This is a genomic window from Pseudomonas sp. G5001, assembly GCF_013385475.1.
GTDB lineage: Bacteria > Pseudomonadota > Gammaproteobacteria > Pseudomonadales > Pseudomonadaceae > Aquipseudomonas.
Genome location: NZ_JACAPZ010000022.1, coordinates 139,545 through 156,159 on the forward strand (window position 1 = coordinate 139,545; position 16,615 = coordinate 156,159).

Here is a 16,615-nt window from a genome sequence, read left to right on the forward strand (position 1 = left end):
GAACGCCTCTTGTGACGCTCTGCGTCACGCTTTGGACGCGGAGCGTCCGGGGCTGCATTCCCACGCGGAGCGTGGGAACGATCGTCAGTCGTCGAATCCCACCTGCTCATGAATCTCATCGACCTTCAATTCCAGCCGATACGCCACGGCAATGAACAACGCCTGGCACAGGCACAGCGTCGCACTCAGTGACCTGAACGCAAACGACGAGCCTTCATTCACCAGCAGCACCGTGCTCGCCCGCTTGGCCAGGGGCGACAGGTTGCTGTCGGTAATGATCAGGGTCTTGGCCTGATGGTGCTGGGCAATCCGCAGGCAGTGCTGGGTTTCCTTGCCGTACGGCGTAAAGCTGATGGCAATCACCAGGTCGTTGGCCCGCACACTGCGCATCTGCTCGCGATAGCTGCCGCCCAACCCCGAGACCAGATGGATGCGCTTGTTGGTGTGCTGCAGGTTGTACACCAGGTAGTCCGCCACGGCGAACGAGCGGCGCACGCCCACCACGTAGATATTGTCGGCATTCACCACCAGGTCCACGGCCTTGTCGAAGGCTGCGTCATCCAGTTCCAGCCCCAGGCGCTCGATCCCGGAAAGGGTGGCATTCACGCACTCACGCGCCAGGTCGCCGCCGCTGGCTTTCTGCGACTTGTTGGCGATCATGCTGCGGATGCGTTGCTGGTAGTTCTGCACCGGCGTGGTCTTGTGGGTGTAGGCCTCGCGGAACAGCGCCTGCATTTCACTGAAACCACTGAACCCGAAACGCTGTGAAAACCGCACGATGGCCGACGGGTGCACTTCGCATTCACGGGCGATGTCGCTGATGCGGTCGACCATGATCCGGTCGCTCTGCTGGCTCATGTAGCTGGCGATGCGCTTGAGCTGGCGCGGCAGGCTCTCGTATTCATCGGTGATCAGCTGCAACAACCGCTCGGCGTTCAGCGGCGGGCTGGCGAGTGCATCTTCCGGGGCGCTCTGGGACATAGGGAATCCTTCTGGCTTGTTCTTATAGGGCGCGTCGAGGCGCCCCTGACAATAAGTCGATGTGCGCAAGTCTACAGGGTAGGCGCAAAAAAATACCTCGGCATCCCGCCCCACGGTGCAGCTGAAACGATGCACTGCGGCTGGGACATACCGATGATGGCGTATTGGAAAATATATTCCACAAAAAATATTTATAGAATAAATATTGATTGGCGTCACCAGACGTTCTAGTCTGCTTGCACCAAGAGCGTATGCCGCCACCGCGACGGCATACGCAGGCTGATAAAAATAACAGGAGCCAGCATGGGCCAGACTCGTTTTGCCAGTGGGCGTCAATTGGATCTGATTTGCCTGGGACGCCTGGGCGTCGACCTTTACGCACAACAAGTGGGTGCACGGCTGGAGGATGTCTCGAGCTTCGCCAAGTACCTCGGCGGTTCCTCCGCCAACATCGCGTTCGGCACCGCGCGGCTGGGGCTCAAGTCGGCGATGTTGAGCCGGGTAGGGGACGACCACATGGGGCGTTTCCTGCTGGAGTCCCTGGCCCGCGAAAGCTGTGACGTCAGCGGCATCAAGGTCGACCCGGAACGCCTCACCGCCCTGGTGCTGCTGGGCCTCAAGGACCGCGAAACCTTCCCGCTGGTGTTCTACCGCGAGAACTGCGCCGACATGGCCCTGCGCGCCGAAGACATCAGTGAAGCGTTCATTGCTTCCAGCAAGGCGTTGCTGATCACCGGTACCCACTTCTCCACCGACGGCGTGTACAAGGCCAGCATCCAGGCCCTGGACTACGCCGAGAAGCACAACGTCAAACGCGTGCTCGACATCGACTACCGCCCGGTGCTCTGGGGCCTGGCCGGCAAGGCCGATGGCGAAACCCGGTTTGTGGCCGACCAGAATGTCAGCCAGCACGTGCAGAAAATCCTCCCGCGTTTTGACCTGATCGTCGGCACCGAAGAAGAATTCCTGATTGCCGGTGGCAGTGAAGATTTGCTCACGGCATTGCGCACGGTGCGTGGCCTGACCTCGGCCACCCTGGTGGTCAAGCTTGGCCCCCAGGGCTGCACGGTGATCCACGGCGATATCCCGGCCCGCCTTGAAGACGGCGCGATCTACCCCGGGGTACGGGTGGAAGTACTCAACGTGCTGGGCGCCGGCGATGCCTTCATGTCCGGCTTCCTCAGCGGCTGGCTTGAAGACGCCAGCGACGAGCGCTGCAGCCAGTTGGCGAATGCCTGCGGCGGCCTGGTGGTGTCGCGCCATGCCTGCGCGCCGGCCATGCCGACCCGCGCCGAACTCGATTACCTGTTCAACAGCCCGGTGCCGATTACCCGCCCGGACCAGGACGCAGTGCTGCAACGCCTGCACCAGGTCAGCGTGCCGCGCAAGGTCTGGAAGCAGCTGTTTGTATTTGCCTTCGACCACCGCTGGCAGTTGGTGGAACTGGCCCAAAAAGGCGGCCAGGACCCGGCGCGCATCAGCGCCCTCAAGCAACTGTTTATCCAGGCCGTGGAACGGGTTGAAAGCAAACTGGCGGAGCAGGGCGTCGAGGCTGACGTCGGGATTCTGGCCGACCAACGCTTCGGCCAGGACGCGCTGAACGCCGCCAGCGGTCGCGGCTGGTGGATCGCCCGCCCGGTGGAAGTCCAGAATTCACGGCCGCTGGCCTTTGAACACGGGCGCTCGGTGGGCAGCAACCTGATTGCCTGGCCCCGGGAGCAGATCATCAAGTGCCTGGTGCAATTTCACCCCGATGACGAGCCATTGCTGCGCCTGGAACAGGAAGCGCAACTCAAGGCCCTGTACCAGGCGTCCCTGGTCAGCGGCCATGAGCTGCTGCTGGAAGTCGTGCCCCCCAAGGATCACCCGTCCACCTATCCCGACGTGCTCTATCGCAGCCTCAAGCGCCTGTACAACCTGGGCATCTACCCGGCGTGGTGGAAGATCGAGGCGCAGTCGGCCGCAGACTGGAAAAAGCTCGACGAGCTGATCCAGGAGCGCGATCCCTACTGCCGGGGCGTGGTGTTGCTGGGCCTGAACGCTTCCGCCGAATGTCTGGCCGATGGCTTCCAGCAAGCCAGCCAGAGCCAGACCTGCCGCGGGTTCGCCGTGGGTCGCACGATCTTCCAGGAACCGAGCCGAGCCTGGCTGGCGGGGGAGATTGACGATCAAGCCTTGATTGAGCAGGTGCAGTGCATCTTTGAGCAATTGATTAAGGCTTGGCGCAGTTCTCGAAGCTAAACACGCAATCAAATGTGGGAGCTGGCTTGCCTGCGATGGCATCACCTCGGTACACCTGTTGGACCGAGTCGCGCGCATCCCAGGCAAGCCAGCTCCCACATAAAACAGATCTCAGGCAACTCTGAAAAAACAATAATAGGTGCAGCCATGCCCGCTATCCGAATTGGCATCAACCCGATCTCCTGGAGCAACGACGACCTGCCGGCCCTGGGCGGTGAAACGCCGTTGAGCACGGCCCTCAGCGAAGGCAAGGACATCGGCTACGAAGGCTTTGAACTCAACGGCAAATTCCCCAAGGACGCTAAAGGCGTCGGCGATGTATTGCGCCCCTACGACCTGGCACTGGTCTCCGGCTGGTACTCCAGCCGCCTGGCCCGGCGCTCGGTGGCGGAAGAAATCGAAGCCATCGCCAGCCACGTCGAACTGCTGCGTGAAAACGGCGCCAACGTGTTGGTGTACGGCGAAGTCGCCGATTCGATCCAGGGTTCGCCGGTGCGCCTGATCGAACGCCCGCGCTTCCACACCGAACAGGCCTGGCAGGAATACGCCGACAAACTCACCGAACTGGCGCGTTTCACCCTGTCCCAGGGCGTGCGCCTGGCGTACCACCACCATATGGGCGCCTACGTCGAATCCCCGGAAGACATCGACCAACTGATGCGCCGCACCGGCCCGGAAGTCGGCCTGCTGTTTGATTCGGGCCACTGCTACATGGGTGGCGGCGAGCCTATCGAGGTGCTGCGCAAACACATCGCCCGCATCTGCCACGTGCACTTCAAGGATGTGCGCAAGCCGGTGGTGCAACTGGCGCGCAACCAGATGTGGAGCTTTCCGGACTGCATCGTCAACGGCACCTTCACCGTGCCCGGCGACGGCGATATCGACTTCGCCGCGCTGCTGGACGTGCTGCTGGCTGCCAATTACCAGGGTTGGCTGGTAGTGGAGGCCGAGCAGGATCCTGCCGTGGCGCCGAGCTACATCTATGCGAAGAAGGGTTACGACACCCTGCGCGCACTGTTGAGCGAGAGGACTGGACAATGAGCCTGTTGGTCAAAAGCAGCAAACGCGGGCAAACCATGGTGGCGCTGGAAGAAGGGCGCCTGGAATACGTGGGCTTCGCCGCCTACCGCCTGAGCCTGGGTGAAACCTTGCCAGTCACCGCCGGCGACAAGGAACTGTGCCTGGTGCTGCTCAGCGGCCGGGTGACTATCCAGGGCGAAGGCTTCAACTGGGAAAACCTCGGTGATCGCCACTCGGTTTTCGAAGATAAATCTCCCTTCGCCGCCTACCTGCCACCGGGCACCGACGCTCAGGTCACCGCGTTGAGCGACGTGCAAATCGCCGTCTGCGCCGCTCCCGGCTCAACCGACGCAGGTCTGGCACCCCGTCTGATTCGCCCCGAGCAATGCAAGCGCAGCGTACGCGGCAAGGGCGCCAACACCCGCTACGTGTGCGACATCCTGCCCGACAGCGAGCCTGCCCATTCGCTGCTGGTGGTGGAAGTGCGCACGCCGTCCGGTCACTCGTCGAGCTACCCGCCCCACAAGCACGACACCGACGATCTGCCGCACCAGAGCTTTCTCGAAGAAACCTACTACCACCAGATCAACCCGCCCCAGGGCTTTGTGTTCCAGCGGGTCTACACCGACGACCGCAGCATCGACCAGGCCATGGCCGTGGAAAACAGCGACCTGGTGGTGGTGCCCAAGGGGTATCACCCGGTCAGCGTGCCGTATGGCTACGAGTCCTACTACCTGAACGTGATGGCCGGCCCCAAGCGCGCCTGGCATTTCCATAACGACCCGCAGCACAGCTGGCTGCTGGATCTCTAAGCACTTTCGACGGAGAACAATAATGAGCAACGCCCCGGTAATCGGCCATTACATCAACGGCCAGGTGCACGACAGCGCCAGTGAGCGTTTCAGCAATGTGTTCAACCCGGCCACCGGCGAAGTCCAGGCCCGCGTCGGGCTGGCCAGCCAGAAGACCGTCGATGAGGCCGTGGCGTCGGCGCTGAAAGCCTTCCCGGCGTGGTCCGAGCAATCGTCCCTGCGCCGTTCGCGGGTGCTGTTCAAATTCAAGGAATTGCTCGACCAGCACCACGATGAGCTGGCTGAAATCATCAGCCGCGAACACGGCAAGGTGTTCTCCGACGCCAAGGGCGAAGTCACCCGCGGCATCGAGATCGTCGAGTTCGCCTGCGGTGCGCCAAACCTGTTGAAAACCGATTTCAGCGACAACATCGGCGGCGGCATCGACAACTGGAACCTGCGTCAGCCACTGGGCGTGTGCGCCGGCATCACCCCGTTCAACTTCCCGGTGATGGTGCCGCTGTGGATGATCCCGCTGGCGCTGGCCACCGGTAACTGCTTCATCCTCAAGCCGTCGGAGCGCGACCCGTCCGCCAGTTTGCTGATGGCCCGCCTGCTGACCGAAGCCGGGCTGCCCGACGGTGTGTTCAACGTGGTGCAGGGTGACAAGAGCGCGGTAGATGGCCTGTTGCAGCACCCGGATATCGAGGCGATTTCGTTCGTCGGTTCCACCCCGATTGCCGAGTACATCCACCAGCAGGCCACCCAGCGCGGCAAGCGTGTGCAGGCATTGGGCGGGGCGAAGAACCATATGATCGTGATGCCCGACGCCGACCTGGATCAGGCGGCTGACGCCTTGATCGGCGCAGCGTACGGCTCGGCCGGCGAGCGCTGCATGGCGATCTCGATTGCCGTGGTGGTGGGCGATGTCGGCGACAGGCTGATCGAAAAACTGCTGCCGCGTATCGACCAGTTGAAGGTCGGCAACGGTATGCAAAAAGACAGCGAGATGGGCCCGCTGGTTACCGCCGAACACAAGGCCAAGGTCGAAGGGTTTATCGACCAGGGCGTGGCCCAGGGCGCGAAGCTGATCGTCGACGGTCGTGGCTTCAAGGTGCCGGGCGCGGAGGGTGGTTTCTTCGTCGGTGCGACCTTGTTCGATAACGTCACCACCGAAATGAGCATCTACCAGCAAGAGATTTTCGGGCCGGTGCTGGGCATCGTGCGGGTGGCGGATTTTGCCAGCGCCGTGGCTTTGATCAACGCCCATGAGTTCGGCAACGGCGTGTCGTGCTTTACCAGCGACGGCGGCATTGCCCGTGCCTTTGCCCGCACCATCAAGGTCGGGATGGTCGGCATCAACGTGCCGATTCCGGTGCCGATGGCCTGGCATTCGTTCGGTGGCTGGAAGCGCTCGCTGTTCGGCGACCACCACGCCTATGGCGAAGAAGGCATTCGTTTCTACAGCCGCTACAAGAGCGTCATGCAACGCTGGCCCGACAGCATCGCCAAGGGCCCTGAATTCAGCATGCCAACTGCCAAGTAACGTTTTCGAGTGTGGAGCACAACAATAATGAAGTCGCCTCTACGTTTTGCCCTGAACCGCATGGTCGCCCCCAGCCTTTCCCTGCCCGATTTTATCCAGCTGGCGGTGACCCTGAAATGCGACGCCATCGAGATCCGTAACGACCTCAAGGGCATCGAGATTGAAGACGGCACTCCCGCCAGCCGCGTGCGCGAACTGTGCGCGGTGCACGGCATCACGGTGCTGTCGATCAACGCGCTGTACCCCTTCGATGTGTGGAATGACGAACGCCGCGCCCAGGCCATCAAGCTGGCGGCCTATGCCCGCGAATGCGGCGCGCAGGCGTTGGTGATGTGCCCGTTGAACGACCGCGCCGACTCGCGCAACGAAGCCCATCGCTCGGCCGGTTTGCGCACCGCCTTGAGTGAACTGGCGCCGATCCTGCGGGAATACGGGATTCTCGGTTTTGTCGAACCCCTGGGGTTTGAAGAATGCTCGCTGCGCCGCAAACGCGTGGCCGTGGATGCGATCAAGTCTGTCGGCGGCCTGGATGTGTTCCGCGTGGTGCATGACACCTTCCACCACCATTTGGCCAGTGAACATGAGTTCTTCCCCGAGCTGACCGGGCTGGTGCATATCTCCGGCGTGGAAGATGCCGACGCACCGCTGAGCTCGATCCGCGACGGCCACCGCGTGCTGGTGGGCGAGGCTGACATCCTCGGCAATGCCGCGCAGATCGACACGCTGCTCAGCACCGGCTACAGCGGCCACCTGTCATTCGAACCGTTCGCCGAAAGCGTGCACGGCCTGGCAGATATCAAGCAGGCGTTGGGGGCGAGTATCGCCCACCTGCAGAAACGATAAGGGGCACCTCATGACCACAACCCGATTGACCATGGCCCAGGCCCTGGTGAAGTTTCTGGATAACCAGTACATCGAAGTCGATGGTGTGCAGAGCAAGTTTGTCGCCGGCATCTTCACGATTTTCGGCCACGGCAATGTGCTGGGCCTGGGCCAGGCCCTGGAGCAGGACAGCGGCGACCTGGTGGTGCATCAGGGCCGCAACGAACAGGGCATGGCCCACGCGGCGATTGGTTTTGCCAAGCAGCATTTGCGCCGCAAGATCTACGCGTGCTCCTCCTCGGTGGGGCCGGGTGCGGCGAATATGTTGACCGCCGCGGCGACCGCGACCGCCAACCGGATTCCGTTGCTGCTGTTGCCCGGTGATGTCTACGCCAGTCGCCAGCCCGATCCGGTACTGCAACAAATCGAACAGTTCCACGACTTGAGCATCAGCACCAACGACGCGTTTCGTGCGGTCAGCAAATACTGGGACCGCATCAACCGCCCGGAACAGCTGATGACGGCGGCGATTCACGCTATGCGCGTGCTCACCGACCCGGCGGAAACCGGCGCCGTGACCCTGGCCCTGCCGCAGGATGTACAGGGCGAAGCCTGGGATTACCCGGATTACTTCCTGCAAAAACGCGTGCACCGTATCGACCGTCGCCCGGCGACCGAAGCGATGCTGGGGGATGCCGTGGCGGCGTTCAAGGGCAAGCGCAAACCGCTGATCGTGTGTGGCGGCGGGGTCAAATACTCCGGGGCGAATGCCGCGCTGCAAGCCTTTACCGAACGCTTCGACATTCCGTTCGCGGAAACCCAGGCGGGCAAGAGCGCGGTGGTTTCAAGCCATCCACTGAACCTCGGCGGTCTTGGTGAAACCGGCTGCCTGGCGGCGAACCTGCTGGCACCCGAGGCGGATCTGATCATTGGTATCGGTACGCGCTATACCGATTTCACCACGTCGTCGAAGTCACTGTTCAAGCATCCTGAGGTGCAGTTTCTCAACCTGAATATCAGCCCGTGCGACGCACTGAAACTCGATGGCGTGCAGTTGCTGGCGGATGCCAAGGTTGGCCTGGAAGCACTGGCTGAAGCCTTGGGCGACTACCGTTCCAGCTGGGGGGATCAGCCACGGGATGCCAAGGCGCAATTGGACGTCGAAGTCGACCGGATCTACCAGGCGGAATACCAGACTGAAAACTTCGTCCCTGAAATCAACGACCACATGGACCCGGCGGTGCTGCGTGAGTTTATCGAGCTGACCGGTTCCTGCCTGACCCAAAGCCGCGTACTCGGTGTGCTCAACGAAGCCCTGGCCGACGACGCAATCATCGTCGCCGCTGCCGGCAGCCTGCCGGGTGACTTGCAGCGCAGCTGGCGCAGCAAGGGCGTCAACACCTACCACGTCGAATACGGTTATTCGTGCATGGGCTACGAGGTCAACGCCGCATTGGGCGTGAAGCTGGCCGAGCCCGAGCGCGAGGTGTACGCACTGGTGGGCGACGGCTCGTACATGATGCTGCACTCGGAGCTGGCCACCTCGATCCAGGAGCGGCGCAAGATCAACGTGGTGCTGCTGGACAACATGACCTTCGGCTGCATCAACAATTTGCAGATGGAACACGGCATGGACAGCTTCGGCACCGAGTTCCGCTTCCGCAATCCCGAGACCGGCAAGCTCGACGGCGGTTTTGTGCCGGTGGACTTCGCTATGAGTGCGGCGGCCTATGGTTGCAAGACCTACAAGGTCAACAACGTGGAGCAGTTGCAGGCGGCGCTGGCCGATGCGCGCACGCAAACCGTGTCGACGCTGATTGATGTCAAGGTCCTGCCGAAAACCATGATCCACAAATACCTGTCGTGGTGGCGCGTCGGTGTGGCGCAGGTGTCCACCAGCGCGCGCACCGATGCGGTGGCCAAACAACTCAATGAACGCCTGGCCAAGGCCCGGCAGTACTAATAACAAGAGGAGTGTTTTCATGTCTTTGAAGTTGGGTGTTATCGGTACTGGCGCCATCGGCCAGGATCACATTCGTCGCTGCAGCCAGACCTTGCTCAACAGCCAGGTGGTGGCCGTGACCGACATCAACGTTGAGCAGGCGGCCAAGGTCGTCGCTGACCTGAAACTCACCGCCGAGGTGTACCCGGACGGCCACGCGCTGATCAATTCGCCGCAGGTCGAGGCGATCCTGGTGACCTCATGGGGCCCGAGCCACGAAGAATTTGTGTTGGCGGCGATTGCGGCCGGCAAACCCGTGTTCTGCGAGAAGCCGCTGGCGGTGACTGCCGAAGGCTGCCGCAAGATCGTCGAGGCCGAAGTGGCCCACGGCAAGCGCCTGGTGCAGGTGGGTTTCATGCGTCCGTATGACCAAGGCTATCGCGCCTTGAAAGCCGTGATCGACAGCGGCCAGATCGGCGAGCCGCTGATGCTGCACTGTGCCCACCGCAACCCGAGGGTGGGTGAGAACTACAAGACCGACATGGCGATCACCGACACCCTGATCCACGAGCTGGATGTGTTGCGCTGGTTGCTGGCCGATGACTACGTGTCGGTGCAGGTGGTGTTCCCGCGTAAATCGAGCAAGGCGCTGGCCCATCTGCGTGACCCGCAGATCGTGCTGCTGGAAACCGCCAAGGGCACGCGCATCGATGTGGAAGTGTTTGTGAACTGCCAGTACGGCTACGACATCCAGTGCGAAGTGGTGGGGGAGACTGGCATTGCGAAATTGCCGGAGCCGTCCCAGGTGCAGATGCGCAGCGGGGCCAAGCTGTCGAACGCGATCCTTATGGATTGGAAAGACCGGTTCATCGCGGCGTATGACGTTGAGCTGCAGGCGTTTATCGACGGTGTGAGGGCAGGGCAAGTGGGGGGGCCGTCGGCGTGGGATGGTTTTGCCGCGGCGGTGGCGGCGGATGCGTGCATTGAGGCGCAGAACAGTGGGCAGATTGTGAAAGTGGGCCTGCCACCCCGTCCGCATTTCTACGGCTAATCACAACCCTCACTGATGTAACGCAGTCAGTGTGGGAGCGGGCTTGCTCGCGAATGCGGCCTTTCAGTCAACATTTGCATCGACTGACCCACCGCATTCGCGAGCAAGCCCGCTCCCACATTTGACCGAGTTCCTACCTCAGATTCGGGAGATCTCAAGCATGCGCATCGCATTAGACCCCTACATGTACCGCCACCTGCCCCTCGGCCAAATGGTCGACAAGGCCGCCGAACTCGGCTACCAGCACATCGAACTCTCGCCCCGGGAAGACTTCCTGCCGTTCTACAAGGCCCCCCGGGTCGACCGCGCGCGCATCAAGGAATTTCGCAAGGCCCTGAGCGACGCCGGCGTGCAACTCTCATCCCTGCTGCCCATGTACCACTGGGCCGCCGCCGACGAAGGCCTGCGGGTTGCCGCCGTGCGCAACTGGAAGCGCGCGATCCAGATCGCCGTGGAAATGGGCTGCGAGCTGGTCAACACCGAATTCACCGGCCAGTCCGACAACCCGTTGGTGTGCGAAAACCAGTTCATGCGCTCCATGGACGAGCTGATGCCGGAGTTCGAACGCGAAGGCGTCAAGCTGGATATCCAGGCGCACCCGTACGACTTCTGCGAGCGTAACAACGAGTCGGTGGACATCATTCGCGGCCTCGACCGCGACTGGATCAACTACCTCTACGCCGCGCCGCACACGTTCTTCTATGACGACGGCAAGGGCGATATCGCCTCGATGCTCAAGTACGCAGGCTCCAAACTCAGCCACTTGATCATCGCCGACACCTACAACCACCGCGCTTCGTCCAACCTGCGCTACATCGTCAACCCGCCGGGCGTCACCGCCACCGTGCACCAGCACCTGGACATCGGTCAGGGCGAGGTCAACTGGGAGGCGTTTTTCGGCACCCTGCGGGAAATCAAGTTCGACGGCATTGCCACGGTGTCGGTGTTTGCCTGGGAAGACCGGCCGGATGAGTCCAACCGGATGATGCTGGAGCGGGTGACCCGCGAGTTGCGCTGTTAGACCGTTGTGGCTTGCCCTGTGGCGAGGGAGCTTGCTCCCGCTGGGGTGCGAAGCGCCCCCAAAAGCTTGCGACTGCTACGCAGTCGAGCGGGAGCAAGCTCCCTCGCCACAATTAACCAAGGAGTATTTGTATGCGAATCGGACTGGTTGGATACGGCAAAGGCGGCCGTGTATTTCATGCACCCCTGATAGCCAGCCTGCCGGGGGCGACCTTCGTCGGCGTGGTGACGCGGTCACCCGAACGTCGCCAGCAACTGGCGACGGATCACCCCGGAGTGAAGGCCTTCGACAGTATCGGGCAGATCACCGAGGCCGGTGTCGACGTGCTGGTGATCTCCACCACCCTCAAGGGCCGTCCGGCCCTGGTGCTGGAGGCCATCGAACACGGTGTGGCGGTGGTCAGCGACAAACCCTTTGCCAGCAATGCCGAACAGGCCCAGGCCTTGATCACCGCCGCCGAGCGCCAGGGCGTGCTGCTCAGCGTCTACCAGAACCGGCGCTGGGATTCGGACTTCCTGACCCTGCGCAAGCTGATCGACGCCGGAGCCCTGGGCTCCGTCACCCGCTTTGAATCCCGAGTGGAGCGCTACAACCCGGGCTCGGTGGGCAATGCCAGCGGCGGCGGCTTCCTGCGGGACCTGGGCAGCCATCTGGTGGACCAGGCCATGCAACTGTTCGGCCCGGTGGACCGGGTGTTCGCGCAGTTGCACTACACCGCCGATGAGCGGAGCGTGGACCACGGCTTCTTTGTATCGCTGACCCACGCCAACGGGGTGATTTCACACCTGTGGGGCAGCGCCCTGCAAAACAGCCAGGCCCCGCGGTTTCGGGTGAATGGCACGGCCGGTTGCTACACCATCGAAGGGCTGGACGGCCAGGAAGAGGCGCTGCTGGCCGGCAAGACCCCGAAAACCGAAGGCGAGCACTGGGGCGCTGAAGAACATCGACGCTGGGGCTGGTTCGAGCAGGGGCCGGATCGTGAGCGGGTGCCGTCGGAAAAGGGCCGTTGGAATCAGTTCTACAGTCAGCTGCAAAGCGCGGTGGAAGGCCACGGCGAGTTGCCGGTGAACGTCCTGGATGCGCTGGCAACCACCCGCGTACTGGACGCCGCGCGCCTGAGTTCAGAGCGCCAGCAGGTAGTGGAAATGGCGGCTATGGAGCCTCATGGATGAAAAATAGAATAAAATTCTAAAACAGGTTGATATGGAAATTATTTTCCAATAAAGTCATTCCAGGTTGCATAAAGTACGTTCGGACTCGATTCGGGCGACTCGACAAAAACAAGATCAAAACAACCAGGTACCGTCAGATGAAAATCTTCAACGCTGTACTGCGAGTTTTACGTCCTGCCCTCAAGCCTCGCGGTCTGCCCCGCGCCCGGCCGTTTTACTTCTCCCTCCTGAATGTGCTGTGCGTCGAAAGCAAGGGTTCCCTGGTGTGCTGCATTCCGGGGGCGCCGATCGTTCGACTGCCGACCGCTTCGCTCTGAAAAACGCAACGTCCACAAAACCAACAAGAAATTGGAGACAGACCGTTCATGAAGACCCCGATCCGTTTTACCGCGCTGGCCCTGTCCATGATGCTCGCCAGTGGTTTCGCCACGGCGGCCGATATCAAGGTGGGCGTGAGCATGTCGGCGTTCGATGACACCTTCCTGACTTACCTGCGCGAGGACATGGACAAGCAAGCCAAGTCCTACCCCAAGGGTGACGGCGTGCAGCTGCAGTTCGAAGACGCCCGCGCCGATGTGGTCAAGCAACTGAGCCAGGTCGAGAACTTTATCAGCCAGAAAGTCGACGCCATCATCGTCAACCCGGTCGACACGGCGTCTACCGCCAATATCAGTAAAGCGGCCCTCGCAGCGGGCATTCCGCTGGTGTACGTCAACCGTCGTCCCGACCAGACGGATCTGCCCAAAGGCATCGTGGCCGTGACCTCCAATGACGTCGAGGCGGGCCGTCTGCAAATGCAGTACATCGCCGAAAAGCTCGGCGGCAAGGGCAAGATCGTGATCCTGCTGGGTGACCTGGCGAACAACTCCACCACCAACCGCACCAAGGGGGTGAAGGAAGTCCTGGCCAAATACCCAGGCATCACCATCGAGCAGGAACAGACCGGCATCTGGCTGCGTGACAAGGGCATGACCCTGGTCAACGACTGGCTGACCCAAGGCCGTGAATTCAACGCGGTGCTGGCCAACAACGACGAGATGGCCATCGGTGCGTCCATGGCGTTGAAGTCGGCGGGCACCAAGCCGGGCACCGTGTTGATCGCCGGGGTGGATGGCACACCGGACGGTTTGAACGCGATTACCAAGGGCGACATGGCCGCGTCGGCGTTCCAGGACGCCAATGGCCAGGCCGTGGGTTCGGTGGAAGCGGCGCGCAAGATGGCCAGGCACGAGCCGGTCGAGCAGAACGTGGTGATCCCGTTCAAGCTGATCACCCCGGACAACGTCAAAGACTTCAAGTAGCCCTTAATAACAACAATAAACCGGCAGGGCAGCCACGGCGGCCCTGCTGACGGAGTACCCGATATGTTTGCTCAAGCGACTGCTTCCCAGCCTCCCGGTATCCAGCCCTTGGTACTGGAAGAACCCTATCTGCTGGAGATCTCCAACATCAGCAAAGGCTTTCCCGGCGTCGTGGCCCTGGCCGATGTGCAGCTGCGGGTGCGCCCCGGCTCGGTGCTGGCGCTGATGGGCGAGAACGGTGCGGGCAAGTCGACGCTGATGAAGATCATCGCCGGCATCTATCAGCCCGACGCCGGTGAAATCCGCTTGCGTGGCAAGCCGATCAAATTCGAAACGCCGTTGGCGGCGCAGAAAGCCGGGATCGCGATGATCCACCAGGAACTCAACCTGATGCCGCACATGAGCATCGCCGAGAACATCTGGATCGGCCGCGAACAGCTCAACGGCCTGCACATGGTCAACCACCGGGAAATGCACCGCTGCACCGCCGAACTGCTGGAGCGGCTGCGGATCAACCTCGACCCGGAGGAACACGTCGGCAACCTGAGCATTGCCGAGCGGCAGATGGTCGAGATTGCCAAGGCGGTGTCCTATGACTCCGACATCCTGATCATGGATGAACCGACCTCCGCCATTACCGACAAGGAAGTGGCCCACCTGTTTTCGATCATTGCCGACCTCAAGTCCCAGGGCAAAGGCATCATCTACATCACCCATAAAATGAACGAAGTATTCGCCATCGCCGATGAAGTGGCGGTGTTCCGCGATGGCGCCTATATCGGCCTGCAGCGGGCCGACAGCATGGACAGCGACAGCCTGATCTCGATGATGGTGGGGCGTGAGCTGAGCCAGCTGTTCCCAGTGCGCGACAAGCCCATCGGCGATCTGCTGCTGTCGGTGCGCGACCTGCGCCTGGATGGGGTATTCCAGGGCGTGTCGTTCGACCTGCACGCCGGGGAGATTCTCGGTATCGCCGGGCTGATGGGCTCCGGGCGGACCAATGTGGCCGAAACCATTTTCGGCATCACCCCAAGCTCCGGCGGCGAGATCCAGCTGGACGGCAAGACCGTGCGCATCACCGACCCGCACATGGCCATCGAGAAGGGCTTCGCGCTGCTGACCGAAGACCGCAAGCTCAGCGGCCTGTTCCCCTGCCTGTCGGTGCTCGAGAACATGGAGATGGCTGTGCTGCCGCATTACTCCGGCAATGGCTTTATCCAGCAAAAAGCCCTGCGTGCCTTGTGTGAAGACATGTGCACCAAGCTGCGGGTGAAAACCCCGTCGCTGGAGCAATGCATCGACACCTTGTCCGGTGGCAACCAGCAAAAAGCCCTGTTGGCCCGCTGGCTGATGACCAACCCACGGCTGCTGATCCTCGACGAACCCACTCGCGGTATCGACGTGGGCGCCAAGGCCGAGATCTACCGGCTGATTTCCTACCTGGCCAGCGAAGGCATGGCGGTGATCATGATTTCCTCGGAGCTGCCCGAGGTGCTGGGCATGAGCGACCGGGTGATGGTGATGCACGAAGGCGACCTGATGGGCACCCTGGACCGCGCGGATGCGACCCAGGAAAAAGTCATGCAACTGGCTTCCGGTATGACGGCGGTCCACTAACGAACAGACGGCGCCGGCCCGTTGTGGCCGGCGCAACGCGATAAAAAAGGTGAGTGGTTATGAACGCGATACTGGAAAGCAAACCCGAGGAAAAGAAGCCCGCTGCGGCGCCGGTCAAGCACCGTCGACGCATGCCCACCGAGCTGAGCATCCTGCTGGTGCTGATTGGCATCGGCCTGGTGTTTGAGTTGTTCGGCTGGATCGTGCGCGACCAGAGCTTCCTGATGAACTCCCAGCGCCTTGTATTGATGATCCTGCAGGTGTCGATCATCGGCCTGCTGGCGATTGGCGTGACCCAGGTGATCATCACTACCGGTATCGATTTGTCCTCGGGCTCGGTGCTGGCGTTGTCGGCGATGATCGCCGCCAGCCTGGCGCAGACTTCCGACTTTTCCCGTGCGGTGTTTCCGTCATTGACTGACCTGCCGGTGTGGATACCGGTGGCGATGGGCCTGGGCGTGGGGCTGCTGGCGGGGGCGATCAACGGCAGTATCATTGCGGTCACCGGGATTCCACCGTTTATTGCGACCCTCGGCATGATGGTCTCGGCCCGTGGCCTGGCGCGTTACTACACCGAAGGCCAGCCGGTGAGCATGCTCTCGGACTCCTACACGGCCATCGGCCACGGCGCGATGCCGGTGGTGATCTTCCTGGTGGTGGCGGTGATCTTCCATATCGCCCTGCGCTACACCAAGTACGGCAAGTACACCTACGCCATCGGCGGCAACATGCAGGCGGCGCGCACCTCGGGCATCAACGTCAAGCGCCACCTGATCATCGTCTACAGCATCGCCGGCCTGCTGGCAGGCCTGGCCGGTGTAGTGGCGTCGGCACGGGCGGCCACCGGGCAGGCGGGCATGGGCATGTCCTATGAGCTGGACGCGATTGCCGCTGCGGTGATCGGCGGTACCAGCCTGGCGGGCGGGGTAGGGCGCATCACCGGCACCGTGATCGGCGCGTTGATTCTCGGCGTGATGGCCAGCGGGTTTACCTTCGTCGGCGTGGATGCGTACATCCAAGACATCATCAAGGGCCTGATCATCGTGGTGGCGGTGGTGATCGACCAATATCGCAACAAGCGCAAACTCAAGCGCTGACACGGTCCTCAAG

At 61.9% G+C, this 16,615-nt stretch carries 13 protein-coding genes; 12 read left to right on the forward strand and 1 reads right to left on the reverse strand.

From position 1 onward, the window contains the following. Positions 1 to 84: 84 nt before the first annotated feature. Positions 85 to 981 (reverse strand): MurR/RpiR family transcriptional regulator, encoded by an 897-nt coding sequence (locus tag HX805_RS19410; RefSeq protein ID WP_003214679.1) that lies wholly within the window; start codon positions 979 to 981, stop codon positions 85 to 87. A gap of 303 nt (positions 982 to 1,284) precedes the next feature. On the opposite strand from HX805_RS19410, the gene iolC reads away from it, so the two are divergent. The 12 genes from iolC (at position 1,285) to HX805_RS19470 (ending at position 16,602) form a co-directional block, all read left to right on the forward strand. Beyond that, positions 1,285 to 3,222: a 5-dehydro-2-deoxygluconokinase gene (iolC, locus tag HX805_RS19415; RefSeq protein WP_177117210.1), complete on the forward strand. Its 1,938-nt coding sequence runs from the start codon at positions 1,285 to 1,287 to the stop codon at positions 3,220 to 3,222. Positions 3,223 to 3,369: 147 nt separating this feature from the next. Then, positions 3,370 to 4,263: a myo-inosose-2 dehydratase gene (gene iolE / locus HX805_RS19420; RefSeq protein ID WP_177117211.1), complete on the forward strand. Its 894-nt coding sequence runs from the start codon at positions 3,370 to 3,372 to the stop codon at positions 4,261 to 4,263. Continuing rightward, positions 4,260 to 5,054, forward strand: coding sequence for a 5-deoxy-glucuronate isomerase (iolB, locus tag HX805_RS19425; protein WP_003214687.1), 795 nt, complete (start codon positions 4,260 to 4,262; stop codon positions 5,052 to 5,054). Before iolE ends, iolB begins: the two co-directional genes overlap by 4 nt. 22 nt (positions 5,055 to 5,076) lie before the next feature. After that, complete coding sequence (locus HX805_RS19430; RefSeq protein WP_102605498.1) at positions 5,077 to 6,579, forward strand: CoA-acylating methylmalonate-semialdehyde dehydrogenase; 1,503 nt, start codon at positions 5,077 to 5,079, stop codon at positions 6,577 to 6,579. A 27-nt stretch (positions 6,580 to 6,606) separates the two neighbouring features. Further along, positions 6,607 to 7,422 carry a TIM barrel protein gene (locus HX805_RS19435; RefSeq protein ID WP_177035980.1) on the forward strand — a complete coding sequence of 272 codons (816 nt, stop codon included), beginning with the start codon at positions 6,607 to 6,609 and terminating at the stop codon, positions 7,420 to 7,422. 10 nt (positions 7,423 to 7,432) lie between these two features. Next, a complete protein-coding gene (gene iolD / locus HX805_RS19440; protein ID WP_177117212.1) occupies positions 7,433 to 9,364 on the forward strand; it encodes a 3D-(3,5/4)-trihydroxycyclohexane-1,2-dione acylhydrolase (decyclizing) in 1,932 nt (643 codons plus the stop codon). A 19-nt stretch (positions 9,365 to 9,383) separates the two neighbouring features. Next, positions 9,384 to 10,394, forward strand: coding sequence for a Gfo/Idh/MocA family protein (locus tag HX805_RS19445; RefSeq protein ID WP_177117213.1), 1,011 nt, complete (start codon positions 9,384 to 9,386; stop codon positions 10,392 to 10,394). A gap of 160 nt (positions 10,395 to 10,554) precedes the next feature. Further along, positions 10,555 to 11,415 carry a sugar phosphate isomerase/epimerase family protein gene (locus HX805_RS19450; RefSeq protein WP_177117214.1) on the forward strand — a complete coding sequence of 287 codons (861 nt, stop codon included), beginning with the start codon at positions 10,555 to 10,557 and terminating at the stop codon, positions 11,413 to 11,415. Positions 11,416 to 11,546: 131 nt separating this feature from the next. After that, positions 11,547 to 12,587 (forward strand): Gfo/Idh/MocA family oxidoreductase, encoded by a 1,041-nt coding sequence (locus tag HX805_RS19455; RefSeq protein WP_102369291.1) that lies wholly within the window; start codon positions 11,547 to 11,549, stop codon positions 12,585 to 12,587. Between the two features lie 365 nt (positions 12,588 to 12,952). After that, positions 12,953 to 13,888 carry a sugar ABC transporter substrate-binding protein gene (locus HX805_RS19460; protein ID WP_003214701.1) on the forward strand — a complete coding sequence of 312 codons (936 nt, stop codon included), beginning with the start codon at positions 12,953 to 12,955 and terminating at the stop codon, positions 13,886 to 13,888. Between the two features lie 63 nt (positions 13,889 to 13,951). Next, positions 13,952 to 15,505 carry a sugar ABC transporter ATP-binding protein gene (locus tag HX805_RS19465; RefSeq protein WP_177080199.1) on the forward strand — a complete coding sequence of 518 codons (1,554 nt, stop codon included), beginning with the start codon at positions 13,952 to 13,954 and terminating at the stop codon, positions 15,503 to 15,505. Between the two features lie 59 nt (positions 15,506 to 15,564). Beyond that, complete coding sequence (locus tag HX805_RS19470) at positions 15,565 to 16,602, forward strand: ABC transporter permease (RefSeq protein ID WP_003214704.1); 1,038 nt, start codon at positions 15,565 to 15,567, stop codon at positions 16,600 to 16,602. Positions 16,603 to 16,615: the final 13 nt, after the last annotated feature.